Raw genomic sequence first — 20,214 nt, 5'->3', positions numbered from 1 at the left:
TCATGAAGACAAAGACATTTTTTAGCATAAAAATTTTAACAATATTCTCTTTTATTTTTCTCTTAAACAGTTGTACTGATTTAAATGAAGTTGTTTTAGATGAAAAATCAGGAAATGCTGTTTCAGATCCTGCCGGCTCACTTGCTGCAGCGTATGACAGACTTGGAGATGGGACTTTTACAGATCACGGAGCAATTTTTGCAATGCAGGAATACACTACTGATGAAGCTATTTTGCCAACTCGCGGAAGTGACTGGGGAGATGGTGGAAAATGGAGAGATATGCATGAATTCACCTGGAGTTCAACGAATGCTATTATCGTTTCTAACTGGGATTTATTGAATAACGGAATTACACGTTCTTTGACGGCAATTAAGTCAGCACAAGAAGGCACTTTTTCTGAAAAGACATTGTTTTTGGCAGAATCAAAAGCACTTTTGGCTTATTATACCTACACAACATTAGATCTATACGGACAAGCGCCATATAGAGATCCGTTGAATGTAACAGCACCTTTGCAAATTTTAAAAGCGGATACACAAATTGACCAATTAATAAAAGATGTTGAAGCGCTAATCCCTGATTTGGCTGATTCTGGTACTCAAAGAACACACCACGGAAGATTTACCAAACAAGCTGCTTATGCTTTTTTAGCTAATATGTATTTGAATCGTGCAGTTTTTAAAGATCGTTTCAATGCTTCATCTGCTTTTAATTTTAATGAACCGGCAGTAGCAGGAAGTACAGGAACAGATATGGACCGTGTTATTTATTATACATCATTACTAATCGATTCAGGAAAATACAGCTTAGAGAGTGATTTTTTCAAAAACTTTGCAAGAACTAACGAAAATGGTACCGAACTTATTTTTGCGATTTCTCAAAAGATAGATTATATCCGTAATGGTTCTAACAGTTTTGCTTATGTAAGTATGGAGCGTAACCAGAGAACATCTGCGGCAAACAGAGGAACAAATGCTGCTTGTACAACTCCGGAATTCTACGCATCATGGGATGGTAATCATGATGATCCGAGATTTGAACAGCATTACCAATATCCTGATGGAACGTGGTTTATGAATGATGGTACAGATGTAAGTGTTCCTGCAACAGACATTGTACCTAAAAGCAGTCCGGCGTTGCCTTGGTTCCATTTTAACAGAGGAATTCAGGCGGGACTTCAATATGGTCCTATATTATTACCTTCAGGATCTCTTGAAATGACAGGGAATCGTATAAAAGTTTCTCCATTAGTTATGGAAAAAAGTACGACTACAAGAATGAATTTTACACCATCATTAACATTTGCAGATCCTACTAAATCTGTTTTTGCCCAAAACGAAATCAATCAGGGAGCGCGTGTTTTTAAATATGAATTTGACCCAGAAGGAGGAAACGGTAACAGTAATGTTGATATGCCATTATTCCGTTTAGGGGGAGTTTATGCGATGAGAGCTGAAGCTTATTTTAGAAAAGGAAGTGCAGGTTTAGCCATGATCGATCTTAATAAATTGCGTACCAGCAGAAAAAGAGAATCGTTATTTGGAAACGCTCCCGGAAAAGCACTTACAACGTTAGACTCCGATCAGCTGTATAAAGAATTAGGTTTTGAATTGTACTGGGAATTACAAAGAAGACCGGAAAGTATTCGTTTTGGAAAATTCGATTTACCGGGAACTGCAAAAGCAGCTACTCAACCGTTTAGAAGAGCATTCCCAATTCCGCAAACCGTTATCGACCAAAAGGTATTCAAACAAAATCAAGGATATAATTAAAAGTTTTGTGTTAGTTTTATTTTTTTACAAAATGCCTGTTTCGAAAGAAGCAGGCTTTTGTTGTTATAAGGTAATTCATAATTTACAGATTTTAATTTTTAGAGATGTCCGTAGAGGTACACAGCAGTGCGTCTTACGTTCCAATTGTCGACTTTTGTTGAAGACATGCTTCATGTCAGATGCACTGCTGTGCATCTCTACGAAAAAACCTTTATCCCTTTGCGCCTTAGAACCTCAATAACCTCAAAAATAGGGGCATGCCACCATCCCGATAAGAGGGCAAATTTACTTTACGGTTATTCGCCCTCTTATCGGGATGCTGTCGCGCTATCCACGTTACTTCGGTAACTTGCTCCTATCGCTCATGCGGGATTCGGATTCAAAATAAAATTTAAGATATAACAAATAATGAAATTTGAATTGTAAATAGATTGTGTTAGATGCACTGCTGTGCATCTCTACGGAAAAACCTTTGTCCCTTTGTAGCTTAAAAACTTAGAACCTCAGAGCCTCAAATCCTAAAAATAATGGTTTCAAATTAGAATTTGCAACCATTAAAGGGCTTTATCTTAAACATTTTTATTTTCATTTTGGATAATTTTGGGAAAATGTAAAATCAAAGCTATAGAAGGGATTAACAAAAGTATTGTAAGGGAAAATTTATAATATAAAACATTAAACTGCTGTAGTAAAATTGCAACCCATTAAAAAAATCAAATTATGAAAAAGAATCATTTATTATTCGTTGTTTTTTTCTTCTCGCTGGCAGTTTCTGCCCAAAGTTCAAAATCATTTTTATTAAATCTGTACGGAGGATATACTTTCTCTGATAACGTAGATTATGGTAATTCTTATGGTTCTGTAGAAGATGGTTTTGAGTATGGCATAGGATTGGAATATTTCTTTATGGAGAATAGTTCTATTGAGTTAAAATATAACAGACTTGATACAAGCATGCCTCTATATACAAATGTTGCCATACCTAGTAGAGGTATTGCCGCCGGAACTCAGCTTAATGCCGGAGATGATAAAGGTGCTATTAATTATATATTAGCAGATTATACGTATTATTTTGGTCCAAGTACACAAAATTTGCAACCGTTTTTAGGAGCCGGCGCAGGTGTTTCGATTCTTGAAACACCAAATAGTGGCAGCGGAACTTATTTTGCCTGGGAAGTCAAAGGTGGTGTAAAAATAAAAACCAGTTCGCCATTATCCATAAACCTTCATGCTTATTTGCAATCAATGTCGGCAGCGGTTGGTAATTCTTATTACTGGACTTATTATGGTCCTGTTGGTGTAACAGATTATGTATCAACATATCAATTTGGTTTAGGAGCTTCTTTAAGTTACGATTTCAGTAAATAAAAAAGCATCTTAAAAGCTTCAATTTATTGTTGATAAAAGAATAATTTAGATAAAAGCGAAAACACATTCAATTGTGTTTTCGCTTTCTTAGCTATCTGTATTGCCTTATAGGATTATATAAACAAAAGTAAATTCAGTCTTACTTCAGACACGAAATAAAGGATGAGATATATTATTTATTTTATTTTACTGACATGCACAATCGTGAATGCACAAACTGACGAGCGAAATCAGTTTTGGAATGAATACATTTTTACAAAAGATTTAAGCCAGAATTGGGTAGTCGAGTTAGACGGAGGTTTAACTACCAGCAGCACACCGGAAAGCAAAAATCTTTTTCATGATATGACCCAAGCCTACATAAGAGGCTGGGCGCATTATTATCCCGGCGATCGATGGAAAGTATCCATTTTTTATGCCTATTATTCAAATAAGAACGTACCGGAACTCAATCAGGCAGAAGCACCGGAATGGCGTTCAGCACTACAGGGAACCTATAGCTTGTTAAAAGATTATAGAATAAAAGTAAATTTAAGGTTCCGACTTGAAGATCGGCATTTACATAACGACGAAGGCTATTTTGAAGCTGTAGAGCGTTTTAGGCTTCAGGTCAAATCAGTATATCCTATCAATGATGTAAAAGTACACAAAGGAGTATTATATACTTTTGCTGAAGATGAGGTTTTCTTTAAAACCAAAAGTCAGGTGAGTGGCCCTGAAAATTTTGACAGAAACAGATTTACATTAGGTCTTGGTTATTCGTTTGAAAACGATTTGCAGGTTGAGGTTTCTTATGCCAATGAATTCATGCCAAGAACGGACGTTGATAAATTTGTCAATGCCATACAGGTACATGTTATCTTTAATAACTTCCTGCCAGACCTTATAAAAACATTCAAACGAACCAAAAAAGTAGTCGACGAAGGAAATGGAGGGTCGTAGAAACGCAGTTCTCCGTATTTAGTAAACAGTCACAGTCTCAGTCTCAGTCTCAGTATTTAGTAAACAGTCTCAGTAAACAGTATTCAGTAAACAGTCACAGTAAATAGAGATTGGAAAAAACTTGTAATTCAATGTCATTAAATTATTTTTTTTGATTATAATTTTTTTCTTAAAGTAGCCAAGTTTAAACACAATCTTGTCATTTCGATTTCTATAATATATTCGTACGAAATTTCAGAAAGAGTTCCGGAGGAACAAAATATATTGTAGGGATGGATTTTAATCCATTCTTCGCCAAGTTTAAACAGGATCTTGTCATTTCTCCTTAGTCAAAATTGACAAAACCTTTCTGATTTTGCGGTTTTGTGGAAGATTTATTCAGTAAAGCATTGTAGCAATTTCTTTAACTTTATGAAATTGCCTTAAAACCTCAGAACCTCAGTACCTCAGTACCTCAGTACCTCAGTACCTCAGTACCTCAAAAAAAACACATTGTTATTTTATAAAAATACAATGAGATGATATAATACCCCAATACTATTCTATAGGTATTTTTGATATGTTCTTTCAATAAAAAAGTAATTAAAAATTGAAAGTCACGATAACCCGGCATTAATAACATTCAAATAGAAATATCATGATACATCAAATTGACACTACAGATAATATCGTAGCATTTAGAGCATTAGCAGAAGTAACAAAAGAAGATTTTCTGGCTGTAGTAGTTCCTGCAGTAGAACATCTGGTAAAACAAACAAATGAAGTTAATTTTTTATTGGTTCTGGATACTGATCTCGAAAATTTTACAGCCGGAGCGTGGCTGCAGGATGCCTTACTGGGACTCAAACATCTTGGAAAATGGAACCGAGCCGCCATTATTTCCGATTCGGAAGAAATAATTTCGTTCACCAACGGATTCAGTTACGTAGTTCCGGGAGAATTTAAAGGATTTAAAAAAACAGACTTCAATAAAGCCCTCAATTGGGTTGAAGGAAATATAGAAGTTAAATAATTCGTGCCTGCACGTCTATAGATTGATTTTGATTAAATAACTTTAATTTAAGATTGGTCTACCCATTATTAATTAAAAATCAATAGTATGAAAAATTTATTCTTAACATGTGCAATGGTTTTGTTTACAGGAGCTGTATTTGCCCAGCAGCCTGGCCAAAAAAGCAACACTACAAAAATAGTATCAGATCCAACGGCAAATCCTAATAAGATCGATACCATAAAAAACACTGCAAGTACGTCTCAAAAAAGGCATTCTCAAAAAACAGAAGCAGGAAAAAAACAAAAATCCAATACAACCAAAGTAGTGTCAGATCCAACGGCAAAACCAATGAGTATTGATACCATAAAAAATCCTGCGAGTACTTCAAAGAAAAGAAATTCTCAACAAGTAAATAATGGAAAAAAACAAAAAGCAAACACTACAAAAGTAGTATCGGATCCAACGGCACATCCAGTCAGTATAGATACGATTAAAAATCCTGCTAAAAAGTAAGTCTTAGTTTAGTACTCAGATTAAGTACAAAAAAAACAGCCACGAATTCACGAATGATTGTCTACAATAATGTAGAAAGATTCGTGAATTCGTGGCTATTTTTTTAGACAAAGGTAAAAACCTGAAACTTGAAACAAATTTTAACCCTGATTTTTTTTAATGATTATATTCAATACCACTACTGTCTTTTAATTCGCTTTTCGCCTTCGATACTTTGCAATATTGTTTGTAGGCAGCAGAAGCTATTAAAGGCAATCCAATACTGCCAACAATTGCAGCTGTTTTATTTTGCCCTGCTTTTTTTAGAAGAGCACTTGCGATAAGCGAACCTACTCCTGCAAAAAGCAATTGTTTTGTAGATAGATTTGGAATTTTGTTATTTGTTATTTCAGGAGTAATTCCGTGAAGTAGTGGGTCTATGAAATTTAAATTTTCCATGATTTTTTGAATTTTGTTTGTTATACTTAATTTAGTTAGATAGCTTTTCGGTATCAGTTTCCTGTTCGATTTTTTCAATTTCGACTTTTTCTTTTTTAATGGCTTGTCTTAATAACGCAAAAAGGCTCATATATACATTTGCCAAAAAAACGAGCGAAAACCCTGCCAAAATATAGCCTCGCCAATCATTTAAGAAAAGTTTATAATTACAAAGAATCAAAAAAGCAATTGTGACATAATGGCTAAAGCAATACTCGCAGGTAAAGAGATAGAATAGTTTTCTGCCCAAAAGTGTTTTTTCGTTTTTAGAATGTTTTACACACCATTCGCGGGGTTCTTTGAATATTTCTTCATGCGTTACCGTCCAACTGATACAGGCAATTGGAATGGCAAGAACAAAGAGCCAAATGATTTGAATCGTAATATCCATTATCTATCACATTTTCTAAAATCAATTTTAGTTTGTTAAAATTGATAGCTTAAAATTACTGTAATCCTAAGTAAAAAAATTATATAGTTTTGATTTTTTATTATAGAATTACATCTTGTAAACATTTCAAACCCGACAGTTTTTACCCCGAGGGATTCGGGACTGTCGGGGTTTGAAATGTTTACAAATGCTAAAATCTAATCTAGAAGTTTCCCGGATCAAGACTGGGAAAAGGGTCGTGAGATACATCTTCAAGATCATCATCAGAATCGTTGTCATCATCAGAATCATCATCGTCAAGATCGCCGTCTTTTTCTAAAGTGTCATCTAGGTTTTCCGGATCTTCATCATTCGTAATTTGATCTTCTCCATTAATGATTCCTTCTTGATGCGGATTATTTTCGTTTCTGTTAAAATCATTTGTTTCATGATTAACATCATTTATCAATTCTTCATGATTTTGATCTTCGGCATTAAAAATGGTATCAGAATAGTTTTTTTCATTTTCGATAAGAGTATCAAGATCACTATAATCGCGATAATCCTGGTTGTGTAGCTTTTCCATGATAATTTTTTTAAGTAATTTTTTCGGCTTGTTTTCGGACTAATTTTTACTGGCTTATAGATTTACTAAATTTACTCCAGTAATTTACGCAAAATATTACAGAAAAAGCGTTTCCATTTCTATAATTATCAGTTGTTTAGGATGTAATCTTTCTTAAGAATCATATAACAGGACTTAACTAATAACTTTTGTTTTCTTATTTTGGAAGAGAAAAAAAAATTTGAAAAAACCTCAAAATTGTGTATGTCTAAAAAAATAATTTTATGTAAGAGCGGGAATGCTAAAAAGCAAGACATGGTTTACACAAAAAAGGTAATTATAGTTAATAAATTGAGTTTTGGATTTAATTATAACTTTTAGTTATAATCTATGAGATGTATTGTAAGAAAAAAAAGAAGTTATTGCGTAATATTGCGGAGGGGAGTTGTTATGCATAAATGTAGCACAATATTCCTTAAACAAAGTCCTAAATTGTTTTTTTACCACCATTATTATGTTTGTTACCCTTACCCCAAATCAAGTCCATTTTCGTTATGGCAAAAATCAATGGCAATATACTTTTGATGAAATAGCTGAACTAGGTATATCACGAAAAAAGAAAACTTATTTTTTCGTTAATACCCTGTTTATTCTCGTCACGGCGATAGCGTATTATTGCATGATTTTTTCAGATATAATCGAAGTGTATTATATCATTCCAACCCTATTATGTTATACTTTTCTTATTATTCTGAGATTTAACGATCGAGCAGAATTTGAATATTCTGTTTTGGTTCGGGATATTTATGAAAAAGAAACTACAATCAAAATCAAAGCCGAAGATCGGAATCTCATAGGCAGGCAAATAGATCAGTACTTAACCCTACAGTTTGATCGAATGATAAAGAAAACTGCCTAATCTTCTAAAAATTACCTAATGTTATTATCCCTAATTTCCAGTTACGATTTAGTATGTATCGTTATTGCTGTAGTATACGGATTTGTGATTACTACCAGAAAAAAATAACAAAATATTCGATTTCATTTATCTACAAATGAAAAAGTTTTAGCATGCATTTCAAGATGGAACCGCTGTAATACTAAATTCTGGTATTGAGTTGTTTCAGCTATTCCACATCCCAAAAGAAAAAATATGCCCACTTCAATAAAAAATAAAATTAAAAGTATCAGAGAGCTAAAAAATTATACACAAGAATATATGGCAGAACAACTTGGGGTTACCCAGGCAGGTTATAGCAAAATTGAAAAAGGAAAAACCATTTTATCCTATATTAAACTCGTTGAGATCGCCCGTATTTTAGAAGTCAGTGTCGAGGATATTTTAAGCTTTGATGGTCAGAGATATTTTGGAAATTTCAATAAAGTGATAGGAAATAATAACGGAAGTATCCTGATTAATACCGAAAATACTACGACTCTAAAAGTTCTGTATGAAGACAAAATAAAGCTGCTGGAAAAACTTCTTCATAAAACAGAAGCCGAATTGGAAAGATATAAAGAAAAATTTGGAGAGATTTAGAGATTATTATACTGCTTTTGGCCATTTCCAGGCAAAAATGACAATCAAAATTGTAATGGCACTTTCGAGTAAAGCCAGAAAAACATAAAAAGTTTTCCACGGCGTTAGCGATGTAAAAGCAATCAAAACCATTATCAATGTAAAAAATAGTCCAAAAAAGATATTGAGAAATCTATTGATTTTGGGTTCTAAGAGAATAGAAAAAAACACCATCACAGCCGGAATAGCAAGTAAAAATGCAGTCATAAATAATTTTACGGGATTATCAAGCAAATTATCTCTACTTACAAGTCCTGCAGTTTTATTGGGAACGTACAATTCAAAATAGTCTCCGTATAAATAACACAAGGTTACCGATGTCCAAAGAAAGGCAAGTTTGATTTTGATATTTACTTCGAAATCTTTTAAACCGTTGGCATTCTGTTTTGTATCCATGATTTTTAGTTTTTAAGTATGACGAATTATGGGAGTTTTTGTTACATATTGCCGATTTTTAAATTGGTAAAATTTGCCTTAATTTAATATATCTAAATCTTTTTAAGAAAACATTCATATTCAAAATTTTATAGTTTTGAAAGGTTTATACAATGAATCTTTACAAATTAATTTTGGTAAAATCAGGAGATGCATATTTTGTATAGAACCAAATGTTCCATCGGAACATTTCGTCGGTAGATAATGAAAAAATAATGGTTTTTAATGTTCCATCGGAACATCTCATTGGTAATGGCAAATACATACACACAGTTGCATATACAATTTGTTTTCGCAGTAAAATATCGTAAGGCATTAATTGATAAAGAATGGAAAGACAGATTACATCAATTTATAACTGGCATAGTTCAGTCAAATCAGCATAAAATGCTTTGTATAAACAGCATGCCGGATCATATTCATATATTTATAGGAATGCGTCCAACACAATCTATTTCCTCGCTTATTCAAAATGTAAAAACAGAAACAAGTAAATGGATTAAACAAGAAAAACTATGCTTGGCTTTTGCTTGGCAGGAAGGTTATGGTGCTTTTTCATACTCAAGAAGTCATGTACCCAATGTAATTCGATATATACAAAATCAAGAGCAACATCATAAAAAAGAAACATTTTTAGAGGAATACCAAAAACTACTGAAGGCATTTGAAATAGAATATGATGAACAATATATTTTTAAAGAACCAATTGTATGATTCTACAACCAACTAGATGTTCCGATGGAACACGAACTTTTTATCAATTAAATGTTATTTTTGTAAAAGGAAAAACAGTTTCTAAAATAGGAGTAAAACTCAACCTAACAACTAAACAATAAAAAACATGAAAAAGCTATTTTTAATTTTACTATTGTTATTACAATTCCCTACAATCTTTGGAAATAACCAGGAAGAAGATCCTTCATCAAAAAAAATTATTGGAACTTGGTATAATAGCCAAAACCACAGTACAAAATGGGTGTTTACCCAAGACGGAAAAGTTTACAATTATCTCAATGATGCTTTCAAAGTAATGTATCGATATACAATTTCTCATTCCTGCCAAAATAATTCAAGTGATAATGTTGAGTATATAAATTTAATGGACAAAGACGGGAATGAATTTTGTTTTAAAATAAATGGCATAAACGAAAATAAAAATGGCATTTTGTCCCTGATTAATATGAGTAATATGGAACCGCTTTTGTTTGTGAACAGTTTAAATATAAAAACAGGGAATTAGCCTTTTGCAATTCGAATTAGAGGTTAAAATATCACCAACAAGATTTTGTTCCATCGAAACATTTCATTGGTAGCCCCCGATAATAAAGTGTTTTTTGCATTCCGTAGGAACGTTTGGCTGATGGTAATAACAAATAAATGCCAATACAATTTATTAAACATCCCTACGGGCAATGTCATTAAGTTAAGAGGAAATCTATAAAATACTTAACAGTTTAATCCAGAAAGTAATTAGAAAAATCCGTTTTTATCAGCGTTTTCGCTTTAGCGAATCAGTAAAATCAGCGTCTAATTTTGACGCGGATAAAACAGATTTACTTCGTAAAAACGCGGATAAAAACGGATTTGATTTGCAATAATTTTATTTTTTAAAAGCTTAACTTAATGACATTGCCCTACGGGATGATATCGTACCATATGCATTTTTTTTCTACCGATGAAATGTTCCGATGGAACAATATCTAATGGAAATAGATGTTTTTATATTGTATTTAAAATAAAATAAATTTTTAATTATCGAAATAAATTATACCGTTTAACTGTCGATAACAAGATTTTGTTCCGTTGGAATATATTTAAATGAATGGCTCTCTAAAGAAATCTTAGCATCTTCGTGATGAATTTTCGAACCATTAAACTTTCATTAACAAAAAATAGTTTTTCATTAGTTTATATTTGTAAGGCATATCACCTTAAGTATTTACAAATATGAAAATCCACGCTTTTAAAGTATCCACTTTTTTGTTTTTTGCTTTTTCGATAACGTCTTTCGGTCAAAACGTAAAGCTGATTAATATCGATCAGTTAAACGAAAGAATTAAAAACGGAAAAGACAGTACGTATGTCGTGAACTTTTGGGCGACCTGGTGTGCGCCGTGTATTAAGGAACTGCCTCACTTTGAAAAACTGAATGCAGATTTTAAAAAGGAGAAATTGGCTGTATTATTAGTCAGCGTTGATTTTAAATCAAAACTGACATCGGCTGTAATTCCCTTTGTAAAAAGAAAAAACATGAAAAGTGAAGTTTTTCTTTTGAATGAAAGCAATCCACAAGAATATATCGACCGAATTGATAAATCATGGTCTGGAAGTATTCCCGCAACACTTTTTATTAAAGAGGATAAAAGAAAATTTATCGAATCGGAATTTACTTACGAACAATTATTAACTGAATATAAAAAACTATAAATTATGAAAAATTTTATTACTGTTGTGACAGTGTTTTTATTTAATATGTTGCTTTCTCAGGCACAAACTACAACACTTAAAGCCGGAGATACTGCACCGGATTTCAAATTGAAAAATGTAGATGGTAAAGAAGTTTCTTTTGCGAGTTTTCCAAAAGCCAAAGGATATATTGTTGTTTTTACCTGTAATACTTGTCCATATGCAGTGGCGTATGAGCAAAGAATAATTGAGTTGGACAAAAAATTCAAATCACAAGGATATCCGGTAATTGCGATTAATCCAAATGATCCTGAAGCTTCAAAAGCTGATTCGTATGATAAAATGCAGGATTTAGCAAAAGACAAAAAATATCCTTTCCCTTATTTATTTGACGCTGGACAAAAAGTAACAGATGAATACGGAGCAAAACATACACCACATCTTTTTATTGTGTCCAAAACCGATAAAGGAAATGTTGTAGAATATGTAGGAGCAATCGATAACGATCCGGAAGGAACTAAAGCGGAAAAAACAAAATATGCCGAAGATGTAATTGCAGCATTAAAAAGCAATCAAAAACCAGCAATTACACAAACTAAAGAAATTGGCTGTACCGTAAAAAGAAAAGCAAAAGCTTAATTTTAGAAATATGGTTTATAAAAAAAGTGTTGATTATAAGATCAACACTTTTTTTAAACCTTAGATTTTAATCGACTCAAAGTTTCCTGAGAGATATTAATATAAGAAGCGACTACTTTATTAGGAAGTCGTTTTACAATAATCGGATTTACTTTTAGCAATTGAGTGTATCTTTCTAAAGCATCCATAGTTGTAAACTACATTAGTCGATTGGTATTATTTACATATGCTTTTTCTAGATAGTGGCAGTAAAATTCTCTCCATTGCGGAACAATTTTCATTAAATGATTAAAATCATCATGGCTAATATGTAAAAGCTCTGATTTTTCGATTACCTGAATGGATTCCATCGAAGGCAATTTGGTTATAAAACTCACTAATGCTGTTGCAAATTGATTTTCGAAAGTAATATAACGCGTAATATCTTTTCCTTCTTCATTTATAAAAAAAAATCTCAAACATCCTTTACCTACAAAATAAGTTCGCTGGCTTATTTCTCCCTGCGAAAGCAACAAATCATTTTTATTATGCTTGTGAGGTTTAAAATAAGAAAGAATAGTGTTTAAATCCTGATCTGTAACAGCAATACTCTTCTTTATATAGGCAGCAAGTTGATCGTATATCATAGGGTTAAATATAGTCTCGGACAAATTTACGGTAATAGATAATATCTTCGATTGATAAAACCATTAAATCGTGTTCTTCTGCAAAGCTTATAATTTTGCCAAGTTTAGCCATACTGCCATCTTCATTCATCAATTCGCACAGTACCGCTTCGGATTTTAATCCGGCTAATTTCATTAAATCGACACTTCCTTCCGTATGTCCATTTCTTTCCAGAACACCATTGTTTTTTGCACGTAGCGGGAAAATATGTCCGGGTCTTGCCAAATCTGAAGGTTTTGCATTTTCATTGCAAGCCGCCTGAATAGTGGTGATTCGGTCCGTTGCTGAAACTCCAGTTGTTACACCTTTTTTGGCTTCGATTGTAATTGTAAATGGAGTTTGAAAAGTACTGGTATTTTCTTTTACCATGTAGGGAAGATGTAATTGGTCCGCTTTTTCATTCGTTAGGCAAAGACAAACAATACCGCTGCATTGCCTAATCATTAAAGCCATATTTTGGACATTTATATGTTGTGCCGAAAAAATTAAATCAGCTTCATTTTCTCTGTTTTCATCATCTGTGAGTAAGATACCTTTTCCGTTTTGCAGCTGTTTTAAAGCATTTTCAACACGTTCCTGACTTGTAAAACCAAATTTATATAACGGATTTAATTCTGTGCCTATCATTTTAATATGTAAAAGTTTAGATTTATGAAATAGCAAATCTAAAGTTGTTTATCCTCTAAAAGTTTGATGTAAGTCAATAAAATGAAGTTTTTGATTTATTTTTTATTTGGAAATAAATAAAAAAACGCCTCAATTATTGAGACGTTTTCTATGATTTTACAAACTTTTCAATTTTTTCATAAATGCAGGAAATACTTCATTTAATTCTTCAAAAAGCGGGTTCTTGCGGTGCTTCAATTTTATTTCGCTGAACAATTTTAAACCTATTGCAAATTGTGTGGCTTCGGATGCATTGCTAAATATGTTTTTTCCTTTAATTTTTTCGATGATGCCAAATATTTCGTCGTGATTGTCAAATTCTATTCCGAGTTCTTTTGCAGGTTCCGTTTCTCCGTTTGCGTATTCCTTTAAGCTTAATGTAAGGTAATATTTATTCGATTTTTTTTCCATGTGGTATTTATAATTATTTCAACCATTTTTCGACAATGGTTTTAAATGCTTCTTTGTATTGTTCTCCAACCGTTATTTCGGTTTTACCAATAAATATTGAATTTTTGCTTATCGCATTTATTTTCTCCAATGAAACAATAAATGATCGATTGATGCGCATAAATTTTGCTGAAGATAATTTTTCTTCCAGTGCTTTAAGCGAAATCAAAGACATTAGAGATTTCTGGGAATCTTCGAGATGAACCTTAACATAATCCTTTAAACTTTCGATATATAAAATATCTTTCAAAGGAATTCGAACCCATTGATATTCGACTTTTAGAAAAATAAATTCATCATCGGCCGAAATGGAGTGAAATTGATTCGCTGCTTCTTCAGATAATTGTAAAACCTTGTTGGCGGCTCTTAGAAACTCTTCGTAACTAAAAGGTTTCAGTAAATAATCGACCGCGTTAACCCTGTAACCTTCAATTGCATAATGATTGTAAGCGGTTGTAAAAATGATTTTTGGCAACGGTCCGGGTTGTTCCTGCAAAAGTCTGGCGAGTTCCATACCCGTTAAGTTGGGCATATTGATATCCAGAAAAACAATGTCCGGTTGTTGCTCCCGTATTAAACTCATGGCTTCAACAGCATTATCACAACTGCATGCCAATTGCAAAAACGGAGTTTGTTCTATAAAGGTTTCCACCAATTTTAAGGCAAGTGGTTCATCGTCTACTGCTATACATTTTAATACAATCATTGTTCTAAAGTTATTTGCAGATTAACATTGTATTTCCCTTTTTGGTCAATACCGGCGGTCATAAAATGCTTATTTGGATAAATTAAATGTAATCTGCGTTTTGTATTTGTTAATCCAATTCCGCCCTGATCAGTTGTAGAAGTTTTTTCGAAGAAAGTATTTTCTACTTCAAATTCAAGATCGGCTCCTTTTTGCTTTAGCGAAATATGTATTTCACTTTTATCAATCGCATTTACACCATGTTTAAAAGCATTTTCTACTAAAGGTAATAATAACATTGGGACAATTTGAAAATCATGAATTTTTTCCGGAATATCGGTTGTTATGGTTAATTTTTTATTGGCACGGAGCTTCATCAAAGCGATAAAATCTTTCATGAATTCGACTTCTTTTAATAATGTAGTTCGTTCACCTTCTGTACTGTAAAGTAAATATCGCATCATACGGCTTAAGGTATGAAGGGCACTACGGGAATCTTCAATGTTGGTATACGTAAGGGAATAAATACTATTTAGTGAGTTAAAGAAAAAATGGGGATTAATTTGCGCTTTCAACATCGCCAATTCTGCCATGGTTTTGTCCTGCTCTAATTTTTGTTTGTGCTGTGCAGCTTTTTGCCAATGCTGTAACATGGCATAACTGGTACTGATTCCTAAAACCAATAAGGTTAAGCTGAAAACGTAATTGTCAAAATAATTGTTTCTGTATTTTTTAAAACCCAAAAGAAGCGCCAGTTTATTATGCAAGTCAGTGTTTGTATTGTATAAGTAGGCAACAAGCTGCATGGCAAAAATACTCCAGAGTGCCCAAAATAAAAAAGGTCCAATTTTGTCTTTTATAATCGTTTTCGGGACTATTATTTTGGCATTGTAGTAAAAAATCAGAATCATAAAAAATAAGACGATCGTTTGCCAAAGCCAAAAAATCGGTGGAAGTACAAGATTCCACGTAAGTGGTATATAAAACAACTGAATATATCCCAGCAATATCCAGGCAAGGATATGCAATCCGGTAGACATATACGGTTTAAAAAAGTTGGGTGCCATTATATTTTTGTGATTTTATTGGCAATATTACACTATATTTGAGTAAGATGGGAAAGCAATCGTCAAAAATGGAATCATAACCCCCAAAAACCATTTTATAACCGATGAGCTTGTTTTTTAAAGCTTTATTATTTTGAAACAACTTCTATCGGTTGTCATCTCATGTCTATCGATTGTTTCAAGGTTTCCGTCTATTTGAAATTTTTTGTTTGTAATATTTTAGTTCTTTTGTTCGATATAAATTGATAATTACACATTTTTCACAATGAATAAGCAATCCTTTTTAAGCATTCTTGCAGCATCAGTTATCATCGTATCGTGTGGTAAAAATGACAAATCGGCTCAAGCCGGAGGTGCACCTCAAGTTAAAGAGTATAAAACGCTGACTTTACAGCAAAAATCTACAACATTATATACAGACTATCCTGCCAGTATTCAGGGACAGCAAAATATCGAAATCCGACCGAGAGTAGAAGGGTATATTGACAAAATTTATGTCGATGAAGGTGCTGTTGTGAGAGCGGGACAGCCTTTGTTCAAAATCAGTGCGCCGGAATATGAGCAACAAGTTCGTACAGCAGCAGCAAGTATAAAAAGCGCTCAGGCGAGTTTAAGCTCGGCAAAACTGGCTGTAAATAAAGTAAAACCACTTGTTGATCAGGGGATCATTAGTAAATATGATCTTGAATCAGCACAATACACTTACGATTCAGCTTTAGCAACATTGGCTCAGGCAAATGCAGCTTTGGTAAATGCCAAAACCAATTTAGGATACACAACCGTAACAAGTCCGGTAGATGGCGTTGTAGGTTCTATTCCGTTTCGTTTAGGAAGTTTGGTTAGTTCTAATACAGCTGATCCTATGACTACAGTTTCTAGTATAGGGAATGTTTTTGCGTATTTTGCTATGAACGAAAAAACGTTGTTGAATTTCGCCCAAAGCGGTTCAGGAACTTCATTAGCTCAAAAAATCAAACAAATGCCTCCAGTTTCATTATTGCTTTCAGATGGTTCTACTTATGATGAAAAAGGGCGTATTGAAACCGTAAACGGATTAATCAATACAGAAACAGGTACAGTAAACATTAGAGCTCGTTTTTCAAATCCAAAAGGAATTATCAGAAGCGGAAGCAGCACAACAGTAAGAATCCCAAATGAAGTTAAAGACGTAATATTAATTCCTCAGAGCGCAACATTCGAGCTTCAGGATAAGATTTTTGCGGTTACAGTAGGGAAAGATGGTAAAACTAAAAATGTCAATATCACTAAACTTGAAAATACAGCAGGTAATTATTATGTGGTAACTAGTGGTTTAAAAGCAGGAGATCAAATTGTGTTAGAAGGAGTTGCTGCGTTGAAAGACGGAAGCGAGATCAAAACGCATAATGAAAGTGCAGAAACGGTATATGCAGACTTAAAATAAGATAAAGAAATGTTTAAAATATTCATACAAAGACCTGTACTCTCAACAGTAATATCTGTTATTATTGTCATTCTAGGGGTTTTAGGCCTTATAGAGTTGCCTATTTCCCAATATCCGGATATTGCTCCGCCAACGGTAAACGTTTCGGCAAGTTACACGGGAGCAAATGCTGATGTGGTATTAAAAAGTATTGTAATTCCGCTGGAAGAGCAAATTAATGGTGTAGAGAACATGACGTACATGACTTCTACAGCAACAAATGACGGAAATGCATCTATAAAAATCTTCTTTAAAGTAGGAACAAATCCTGATTTAGCAGCGGTAAACGTTCAAAACAGGGTTTCCAGAGCGACCAGTTTATTACCGGTAGAGGTAACTCAGGCAGGTGTTACGGTAACTAAAAGTCAGAGTAGTAACTTATTGATTTTCTCTTTATATAGCAGTGATCCGGCTTACGATCAGACTTTCCTTCAAAATTATGCTAAGATCAATCTTGTTCCACAAATTCAACGTGTTGTTGGAGTAGGAGATGTAACCGTTTTTGGGGCAAAAGATTACTCTATGAGAATCTGGCTGAAACCGGATATCATGCAACAATACAAATTGATTCCGAGTGATATTTCGGCTGCTTTGGCAGAACAAAATATTGAAGCTGCGCCAGGTAAATTTGGAGAGAATGGCGATCAGGCTTTTCAATACGTAATTAAATATAAAGGGCGTTTAACAAGTGACAAGGAATTTGGTGATATCATCATAAAATCTGTTGGAAACGGACAAATGTTACGACTAAAAGATGTTGCTAAAGTAGAATTAGGATCGCTAAGTTATGCTTCAACGATTAAAACAAATGGCGTAGAGTCTGCGGCTATGGCTATTAGCCAAACTCCGGGATCAAATGCACGTGATGTAATCAACAACTCTAAAGCACTGATTGAAGAAGCTGCAAAGAACTTCCCAAAAGGAGTAAAATATACCATTCTTGTTGATGTTAACGAAAATTTGGATGCTTCTATTGAGAAAGTAATTCATACTTTGATTGAGGCCTTTATATTGGTTTTCATCGTAGTATTTATTTTCCTTCAGGATTTCAGATCAACATTAATTCCGGCTATTGCAGTTCCTGTAGCGATTGTGGGAACGTTCTTTTTCCTGAGTTTATTTGGGTTTACGATTAACTTATTGACACTTTTTGCGATGGTTCTTGCCATTGGTATTGTGGTCGATGATGCCATTGTCGTCGTCGAGGCAGTGCATGCCAAACTGGATCACGGATATAAATCGTCTAAAAAAGCTACAATTGATGCTATGGATGAAATTTCGGGTGCGATTATCTCGATCACACTTGTAATGGCCGCGGTATTTATTCCGGTTACCTTTATTACGGGTTCTACGGGGGTTTTCTACAAACAATTTGGTATAACGTTAGCCGTTGCGATTATCCTTTCGGCAATTAATGCTTTGACTTTAAGTCCGGCATTGTGTGCTTTGCTTTTAAAACCGCATGCAGACGATCACAAACATAAAAGTTTTATTCAAAGATTTTATACGTCGTTTAACGTTGCTTTTGATAATGTTACGGGTAAATACAAACGTTCTGTTCAATTTCTTTCTGTCAAAAAATGGATTGTATTAGCGGCTATTCTTATTGCCAGTACAGCTTTATTTTATATGATGAAAACTACGCCATCAGCTTTCGTTCCTGCAGAGGATCAAGGTACTGTTTTTGCCAATATTAGCTTGCCGCCATCGGCTTCTATGGAGCGTTCTGATATAATAGCGAAAAAAGTAGATAGTATTGCGAATACCATTCCGGGAGTTAAAAACACACTTCGTATTGTAGGGCAGAACTTTACTGCCGGAGCAGGAAGTGCCTACAGTATGGTTATTGTAAAACTGGAAACATGGGACAAACGTGACTTAAGTGTTAATGACGTAATTGGTCAGCTTTTTGCCAAAACAAGTGGTATTCGTGAAGCTAATATTTTCTTCATTTCTCCACCAACAATTTCAGGATTTGGACAAAGTGGTGGATTCGAATTCCAGTTACAGGATAAAGGAGGACATACAACAGCTGAATTCTTTAAAGTAAATACTGAGTTTTTAGAAAAATTATCAAAACGTCCTGAAATTCAATATGCAACAACACCTTTTAACCCGGGTTTCCCTCAATATATGATGGAGATTAATCTGGCAAAGGCCAAAGATGCAGGTGTTCCGGTAAATACAATTTTGTCAACGATGCAAGGGTATTACGGAGGTTTGTATGCTTCAAATTTCAATAAATTTGGAAAGCAATACCGTGTTATGATTCAGGCTTCAGCAGAATTTCGTACGAATACTGAGGGATTGAACAAAATTTTCGTTAGAAACAGTGCAGGAACAATGGCGCCAATTACAGAATTTGTAAAAATGACGAGAGTTTTCGGGCCGGAATCTATTTCAAGATTTAATCTTTTCTCCTCTATTGCGATTACAGGAGCTCCAAATCCCGGGTTTAGTTCAGGAGATGCCATTAAGGCCATTCAGGAAGTTGCTGCAGATGAATTACCAGCAGGTTACGGATATGAATTCTCAGGATTAACGCGTGAAGAGTTAGCTTCAGGAAGTGAAACTATTTTCATCTTTATATTATGTCTGGTATTTGTTTACTTCTTATTAAGTGCACAATACGAGAGTTATATTTTACCTTTTGCGGTATTATTATCAATTCCGTTTGGATTGGCAGGAGCCTATTTATTCTCGATTATATTCAAATTAAACAGTAACATCTATTTACAGATTTCCTTAATCATGTTGATCGGACTGCTGGCGAAGAATGGTATTTTGATTGTTGAGTTTGCTTTGGAAAGAAGGCGTAAAGGAATGCCAATTGTACAAGCTGCAGTTGAAGGAGCAGTAGCGCGTTTACGACCAATTTTGATGACTTCTTTCGCTTTTATTTTAGGACTTGTTCCTTTAATGTTTGCTACCGGAGCGGGAGCTGTCGGGAATAAATCAATTGGTACAGGAGCTGTAGGAGGTATGTTAATCGGAACCGTTTTAGGAGTATTTGTTATTCCGGTATTGTTTATCATTTTCCAGACTTTGCAGGAAAGAGTGAGTGGTCCTCCAAAAGACGGTTATGATGAAGGTGATGATGACGAGGAAGTACAATTGATAGAAGCTCATAAAGAGTAATAATTTAATTAATACAG

Annotated in this window: 20 protein-coding genes and 1 pseudogene; 12 read left to right on the top strand and 9 right to left on the bottom strand. The window is 33.8% G+C overall.

Going from position 1 to position 20,214, the window contains the following annotated elements; translation table 11 throughout:
- The first annotated feature begins 2 nt into the window (after positions 1–2).
- The 5 genes from EAH81_RS11055 (at position 3) to EAH81_RS11035 (ending at position 5,592) form a co-directional block, all read left to right on the top strand.
- Positions 3–1,775, top strand: coding sequence for a RagB/SusD family nutrient uptake outer membrane protein (locus tag EAH81_RS11055; RefSeq protein ID WP_140506920.1), 1,773 nt, complete (start codon positions 3–5; stop codon positions 1,773–1,775).
- 720 nt (positions 1,776–2,495) lie between these two features.
- The gene (locus EAH81_RS11050) at positions 2,496–3,143 is read left to right on the top strand and encodes an outer membrane beta-barrel protein (protein WP_140506917.1); all 648 of its coding nucleotides are present in this window, start codon (positions 2,496–2,498) and stop codon (positions 3,141–3,143) included.
- A gap of 162 nt (positions 3,144–3,305) precedes the next feature.
- Entirely contained in the window at positions 3,306–4,085 is a 780-nt protein-coding gene (locus tag EAH81_RS11045; protein WP_140506915.1) for a DUF2490 domain-containing protein, read from the top strand.
- Positions 4,086–4,722: 637 nt separating this feature from the next.
- Positions 4,723–5,097, top strand: coding sequence for an STAS/SEC14 domain-containing protein (locus EAH81_RS11040; RefSeq protein WP_140506912.1), 375 nt, complete (start codon positions 4,723–4,725; stop codon positions 5,095–5,097).
- Between the two features lie 87 nt (positions 5,098–5,184).
- The gene (locus EAH81_RS11035) at positions 5,185–5,592 is read left to right on the top strand and encodes a hypothetical protein (RefSeq protein WP_140506910.1); all 408 of its coding nucleotides are present in this window, start codon (positions 5,185–5,187) and stop codon (positions 5,590–5,592) included.
- 156 nt (positions 5,593–5,748) lie between these two features.
- Here the strand turns inward: EAH81_RS11035 and EAH81_RS11030 are convergent, their stop codons facing one another.
- The 3 genes from EAH81_RS11030 to EAH81_RS11020 all read right to left on the bottom strand — a co-directional run bounded on the left by EAH81_RS11030 (position 5,749) and on the right by EAH81_RS11020 (position 7,025).
- On the bottom strand, positions 5,749–6,030 hold the full coding sequence (locus EAH81_RS11030) for a PrgI family protein (protein WP_140506908.1): 282 nt from the start codon (positions 6,028–6,030) through the stop codon (positions 5,749–5,751).
- Positions 6,031–6,061: 31 nt separating this feature from the next.
- On the bottom strand, positions 6,062–6,460 hold the full coding sequence (locus EAH81_RS11025) for a hypothetical protein (protein ID WP_140506906.1): 399 nt from the start codon (positions 6,458–6,460) through the stop codon (positions 6,062–6,064).
- Between the two features lie 202 nt (positions 6,461–6,662).
- Complete coding sequence (locus EAH81_RS11020; protein WP_140506904.1) at positions 6,663–7,025, bottom strand: hypothetical protein; 363 nt, start codon at positions 7,023–7,025, stop codon at positions 6,663–6,665.
- Positions 7,026–8,157: 1,132 nt separating this feature from the next.
- Between EAH81_RS11020 and EAH81_RS11010 the strand changes: the two genes are divergently transcribed.
- Entirely contained in the window at positions 8,158–8,544 is a 387-nt protein-coding gene (locus EAH81_RS11010) for a helix-turn-helix transcriptional regulator (RefSeq protein ID WP_140506900.1), read from the top strand.
- A 6-nt stretch (positions 8,545–8,550) separates the two neighbouring features.
- Here the strand turns inward: EAH81_RS11010 and EAH81_RS11005 are convergent, their stop codons facing one another.
- The gene (locus tag EAH81_RS11005) at positions 8,551–8,979 is read right to left on the bottom strand and encodes a DUF6326 family protein (protein WP_140506898.1); all 429 of its coding nucleotides are present in this window, start codon (positions 8,977–8,979) and stop codon (positions 8,551–8,553) included.
- 291 nt (positions 8,980–9,270) lie between these two features.
- Between EAH81_RS11005 and tnpA the strand changes: the two genes are divergently transcribed.
- The 4 genes from tnpA to EAH81_RS10985 all read left to right on the top strand — a co-directional run bounded on the left by tnpA (position 9,271) and on the right by EAH81_RS10985 (position 12,063).
- Positions 9,271–9,732, top strand: a complete 462-nt coding sequence (tnpA, locus tag EAH81_RS11000) for an IS200/IS605 family transposase (protein ID WP_140507032.1) — start codon at positions 9,271–9,273, stop codon at positions 9,730–9,732.
- A gap of 127 nt (positions 9,733–9,859) precedes the next feature.
- A complete protein-coding gene (locus tag EAH81_RS10995; protein WP_140506896.1) occupies positions 9,860–10,258 on the top strand; it encodes a hypothetical protein in 399 nt (132 codons plus the stop codon).
- A 707-nt stretch (positions 10,259–10,965) separates the two neighbouring features.
- On the top strand, positions 10,966–11,445 hold the full coding sequence (locus tag EAH81_RS10990; protein ID WP_140506895.1) for a TlpA family protein disulfide reductase: 480 nt from the start codon (positions 10,966–10,968) through the stop codon (positions 11,443–11,445).
- A gap of 3 nt (positions 11,446–11,448) precedes the next feature.
- On the top strand, positions 11,449–12,063 hold the full coding sequence (locus tag EAH81_RS10985; RefSeq protein ID WP_140506892.1) for a thioredoxin family protein: 615 nt from the start codon (positions 11,449–11,451) through the stop codon (positions 12,061–12,063).
- Positions 12,064–12,116: 53 nt separating this feature from the next.
- Here EAH81_RS10985 and EAH81_RS10980 read toward each other — a convergent pair.
- From EAH81_RS10980 to EAH81_RS10960, 5 genes and pseudogenes are all read right to left on the bottom strand, one after another.
- A pseudogene (locus EAH81_RS10980) lies at positions 12,117–12,689 on the bottom strand (Crp/Fnr family transcriptional regulator).
- A 4-nt stretch (positions 12,690–12,693) separates the two neighbouring features.
- Complete coding sequence (ribB, locus tag EAH81_RS10975) at positions 12,694–13,356, bottom strand: 3,4-dihydroxy-2-butanone-4-phosphate synthase (protein ID WP_140506890.1); 663 nt, start codon at positions 13,354–13,356, stop codon at positions 12,694–12,696.
- A 156-nt stretch (positions 13,357–13,512) separates the two neighbouring features.
- Positions 13,513–13,806: a DUF3861 domain-containing protein gene (locus EAH81_RS10970; RefSeq protein WP_140506888.1), complete on the bottom strand. Its 294-nt coding sequence runs from the start codon at positions 13,804–13,806 to the stop codon at positions 13,513–13,515.
- Positions 13,807–13,819: 13 nt separating this feature from the next.
- Entirely contained in the window at positions 13,820–14,551 is a 732-nt protein-coding gene (locus tag EAH81_RS10965) for a LytR/AlgR family response regulator transcription factor (protein ID WP_140506886.1), read from the bottom strand.
- Positions 14,548–15,597 carry a sensor histidine kinase gene (locus EAH81_RS10960; RefSeq protein WP_140506884.1) on the bottom strand — a complete coding sequence of 350 codons (1,050 nt, stop codon included), beginning with the start codon at positions 15,595–15,597 and terminating at the stop codon, positions 14,548–14,550. Before EAH81_RS10960 ends, EAH81_RS10965 begins: the two co-directional genes overlap by 4 nt.
- Before the next feature lie 265 nt (positions 15,598–15,862).
- On the opposite strand from EAH81_RS10960, the gene EAH81_RS10955 reads away from it, so the two are divergent.
- Both EAH81_RS10955 and EAH81_RS10950 read left to right on the top strand, forming a co-directional pair.
- Positions 15,863–17,020, top strand: coding sequence for an efflux RND transporter periplasmic adaptor subunit (locus EAH81_RS10955; RefSeq protein WP_140506882.1), 1,158 nt, complete (start codon positions 15,863–15,865; stop codon positions 17,018–17,020).
- 9 nt (positions 17,021–17,029) lie between these two features.
- On the top strand, positions 17,030–20,197 hold the full coding sequence (locus EAH81_RS10950; RefSeq protein WP_140506880.1) for an efflux RND transporter permease subunit: 3,168 nt from the start codon (positions 17,030–17,032) through the stop codon (positions 20,195–20,197).
- Positions 20,198–20,214: the final 17 nt, after the last annotated feature.

This window comes from Flavobacterium pectinovorum (assembly GCF_006438875.1).
Taxonomy (GTDB): Bacteria; Bacteroidota; Bacteroidia; order Flavobacteriales; family Flavobacteriaceae; genus Flavobacterium; species Flavobacterium pectinovorum_A.
Note: the sequence above shows the minus strand (reverse complement) of the source record. Positions and strands in the feature narration are given on the sequence as shown.

What these genes read in the sequence shown, in the direction of transcription:
- EAH81_RS11050 (WP_140506917.1), top strand. Translation starts at nt 2,496, where the DNA reads ATGAAAAAGAATCATTTATTATTCGTTGTTTTTTTCTTCTCGCTGGCA.
- EAH81_RS11025 (WP_140506906.1), bottom strand. Translation starts at nt 6,460, where the DNA reads ATGGATATTACGATTCAAATCATTTGGCTCTTTGTTCTTGCCATTCCA.
- EAH81_RS10970 (WP_140506888.1), bottom strand. Translation starts at nt 13,806, where the DNA reads ATGGAAAAAAAATCGAATAAATATTACCTTACATTAAGCTTAAAGGAA.
- EAH81_RS10985 (WP_140506892.1), top strand. Translation starts at nt 11,449, where the DNA reads ATGAAAAATTTTATTACTGTTGTGACAGTGTTTTTATTTAATATGTTG.
- EAH81_RS10995 (WP_140506896.1), top strand. Translation starts at nt 9,860, where the DNA reads ATGAAAAAGCTATTTTTAATTTTACTATTGTTATTACAATTCCCTACA.
- EAH81_RS11010 (WP_140506900.1), top strand. Translation starts at nt 8,158, where the DNA reads ATGCCCACTTCAATAAAAAATAAAATTAAAAGTATCAGAGAGCTAAAA.
- EAH81_RS10990 (WP_140506895.1), top strand. Translation starts at nt 10,966, where the DNA reads ATGAAAATCCACGCTTTTAAAGTATCCACTTTTTTGTTTTTTGCTTTT.
- EAH81_RS10955 (WP_140506882.1), top strand. Translation starts at nt 15,863, where the DNA reads ATGAATAAGCAATCCTTTTTAAGCATTCTTGCAGCATCAGTTATCATC.
- EAH81_RS11035 (WP_140506910.1), top strand. Translation starts at nt 5,185, where the DNA reads ATGAAAAATTTATTCTTAACATGTGCAATGGTTTTGTTTACAGGAGCT.
- EAH81_RS10960 (WP_140506884.1), bottom strand. Translation starts at nt 15,597, where the DNA reads ATGGCACCCAACTTTTTTAAACCGTATATGTCTACCGGATTGCATATC.
- tnpA (WP_140507032.1), top strand. Translation starts at nt 9,271, where the DNA reads ATGGCAAATACATACACACAGTTGCATATACAATTTGTTTTCGCAGTA.
- EAH81_RS11045 (WP_140506915.1), top strand. Translation starts at nt 3,306, where the DNA reads ATGAGATATATTATTTATTTTATTTTACTGACATGCACAATCGTGAAT.
- EAH81_RS11020 (WP_140506904.1), bottom strand. Translation starts at nt 7,025, where the DNA reads ATGGAAAAGCTACACAACCAGGATTATCGCGATTATAGTGATCTTGAT.
- EAH81_RS10965 (WP_140506886.1), bottom strand. Translation starts at nt 14,551, where the DNA reads ATGATTGTATTAAAATGTATAGCAGTAGACGATGAACCACTTGCCTTA.
- ribB (WP_140506890.1), bottom strand. Translation starts at nt 13,356, where the DNA reads ATGATAGGCACAGAATTAAATCCGTTATATAAATTTGGTTTTACAAGT.
- EAH81_RS11055 (WP_140506920.1), top strand. Translation starts at nt 3, where the DNA reads ATGAAGACAAAGACATTTTTTAGCATAAAAATTTTAACAATATTCTCT.
- EAH81_RS11040 (WP_140506912.1), top strand. Translation starts at nt 4,723, where the DNA reads ATGATACATCAAATTGACACTACAGATAATATCGTAGCATTTAGAGCA.
- EAH81_RS10950 (WP_140506880.1), top strand. Translation starts at nt 17,030, where the DNA reads ATGTTTAAAATATTCATACAAAGACCTGTACTCTCAACAGTAATATCT.
- EAH81_RS11030 (WP_140506908.1), bottom strand. Translation starts at nt 6,030, where the DNA reads ATGGAAAATTTAAATTTCATAGACCCACTACTTCACGGAATTACTCCT.
- EAH81_RS11005 (WP_140506898.1), bottom strand. Translation starts at nt 8,979, where the DNA reads ATGGATACAAAACAGAATGCCAACGGTTTAAAAGATTTCGAAGTAAAT.